The following is a 2,357-nucleotide window of genomic DNA, read 5'->3' as shown; positions in this document are numbered from 1 at the left end:
GGTGTGGGTGGTGGTGGTGCCTTGGATGTGTTGGTCGAGGTGGTGGGCGAGGGTGGTGAGGGTGGGGTAGTCGAAGACGAGGGTGGAGGGGAGGCGGAGGCCGGTGGTGTTCTGGAGTCGGGTGCGGAGTTCGAGTCCGGTGAGGGAGTCGAATCCCATGTCGCGGAAGGGGCGTTCGGTGTCGGGGGTGTCGGTGGTGGTGTGGCCGAGGACGGTGTTGATGTGGTGGTGGAGGAGGGTGATGAGGGTGGTGCGGCGTTCCTCGGGGGTGAGGGCGGCCATGTCGGTGGTCCAGGTGCCGGTTTGGTTGGTGTGGGTGGTGGCGGTGGGTCGGGTGGGGGTGCGGACGAGGTTGCGGTAGAGGGTGGGGAGGGTGTTGTCGGTGGCGCGGTTGCGGAGGGTGGGGAGGTCGAGTCGGGCGGGGACGAGGGTGGGGTGGGTGGTGGTGAGGGCCTGGTCGAGGAGGTTGAGGCCCTGGGTGGTGGTGAGGGGGGCGAGGCCGGTGCGGGTGAGACGGCCGAGGTCGGCACTGTCCAGGTGCCCGGTCATGGAACTGCCCTCCGCCCACAGGCCCCAGGCCAGCGAGGTCGCCGGCAGCCCGGCCGCGTGCCGGTCCTGTGCCAGGGCGTCGAGGTAGGCGTTGGCGGCGGCGTAGTTGGCCTGCCCGGCCGTCCCGATGACACCCGCGACCGAGGAGAAGAGGACGAAGGCGGCGAGGTCGGCCCCGGCGGTCAGCTCGTGCAGGAGGTCGGCGGCGTCCGTCTTGGGCCGCAGGACGTTGGCGAGCTGCTCGACGCCGAGGTTGGTGACGGCGGCGTCGTCGAGGACCCCGGCGGCGTGGACGACGGCGGTGAGCGGGTGCTCGGCCGGAATGCCGGCCAGGGCCGCGGTCAACTGGTCGCGGTCGGCGACGTCGCAGGCCACGAACGCGGGCGTGGCGCCGAGTTCGACGAGTTCGGCGGCGAACTCCTCGGAGCCCCGGGTGCCGCTGCGGCTGAGCAGCAGCAGGTGGCGGACGCCGTGCTCGGTGACCAGGTGGCGGGCGACCAGCCGGCCGAGGGTGCCGCTCGCGCCGGTGATCAGCACCGTGCCGTCCGGGTTCCACACCGGTGCCGGGTCGGCGCCGACGCTCGCGAGAGCGAGCCGGGGAACGAACAGCTGCCCCGCCCGGAAGGCCACTTGGGGCTCGCCGGTGGCAATGGCGGCGGCGAACGCCTCGTCCGACCAGATGTCGACGTCGATCAGCACGATGCGGCCCGGCTGCTCGGTCTGGGCGGAGCGGAGCAGGCCCCAGACGGCCGCGGTGACGGGGTCGGGGTGGTCGGTGAGGGAGCCCTGGGTGAGGACGACCAGCCGGGTGTCCTCGTTGGCGGGGTCGGTGAGGAACTGCTGGGTGAGCTCCAGCACTTCGGTGAGACGGGTGAAGAGATCGCCTTCGGCCTTTCGTCGGTGGTGGTGGCGAGCTGGTCGGCGGACATCCGCTGGAGGCGGAGGTCGTCGACGGTGACGACGGGGTGGCCGGTGGTGTCGTAGGCGGTGAGACGGGCCGCACCTTCGCCCCGGCGGGTGAGGTGGACGCGCAGGGTGGTGGCGTCGGTGGCGTGGAGCTGCACGCCGTTCCAGGAGAAGGGGACCAGGAGTTCGTCGGCGAGCAGGGGGTGCAGGGCGGCGTCGAGGGCAGCGGGGTGCAGGGCGAAGCCGTCGGTGTCGGCGGGGAGGACGACCTCGGCGTAGAGGTCCTGGCCCTGCTGCCAGAGCGCGGTGAGGCCCTGGAAGGTGGGGCCGTAGCCGTAGCCGACCGTACTGAGCCGCTGGTAGCTGTCGGTGGTGTCGATGCGCTGGGCGCCGGTGGGGGGCCAGGTGCCGGTGTAGGGCGTCGGGTTGTTGGTGGGGGTGTCGGTGAGGGTGCCGACGGCGTGGCGGGTCCGGACGAGGGGGCGTTCGAGGGTGAGTTCGTCGAGGACGCGGTGGCCGACCTGGTCGGCGGCGTGCAGGGCGAGTTCGACGAACGCGGTGCCCGGCAGGACGACCGTCCCGAACACGGCGTGGTCCGCGAGCCACGGGTGGCTCGACAGCGAGATCCGCCCGGTCAGGACGCCCTCGCCGCCGGCGAGTTGCAGCGAAGCGCCGAGCAGCGGGTGGTCGACCGTACCCAGGCCGATGGAACCGACGTCGGTGGCCGTGGCGCCCGCCGGCAGCCAGTGGCGGCGGTGTTGGAAGGCGTAGGTGGGGAGGTCGGTGAGGCGGCCTGCACCGGTCCAGGGGGTCCAGTCGATGGTGAGGCCGGTGGTGTGGGCTTCGGCGAGGCTGTGGAGGAGGCGGTGCTGTCCGCCTTCGCCTCGGCGCAGGGTGCCGAT

General features: G+C 72.6%; 1 protein-coding gene and 1 pseudogene. Both read right to left on the bottom strand.

Annotated features, from left to right (window positions below; translation table 11 throughout):
- On the bottom strand, nt 1-1,407 hold a 1,407-nt coding region (locus tag IF01_RS51920), incomplete at its 3' end, for a type I polyketide synthase (RefSeq protein ID WP_157855502.1).
- Nucleotides 1,408-1,472: 65 nt separating this feature from the next.
- A pseudogene (locus IF01_RS51915) lies at nt 1,473-2,135 on the bottom strand (polyketide synthase dehydratase domain-containing protein); the annotation flags it as partial.
- Nucleotides 2,136-2,357 lie beyond the last annotated feature (222 nt).

The sequence above is a fragment of the Kitasatospora purpeofusca genome, assembly GCF_000718025.1.
Taxonomy (GTDB): Bacteria; Actinomycetota; Actinomycetes; order Streptomycetales; family Streptomycetaceae; genus Kitasatospora; species Kitasatospora purpeofusca.
This window is presented reverse-complemented; position numbering and strand designations above follow the sequence as displayed.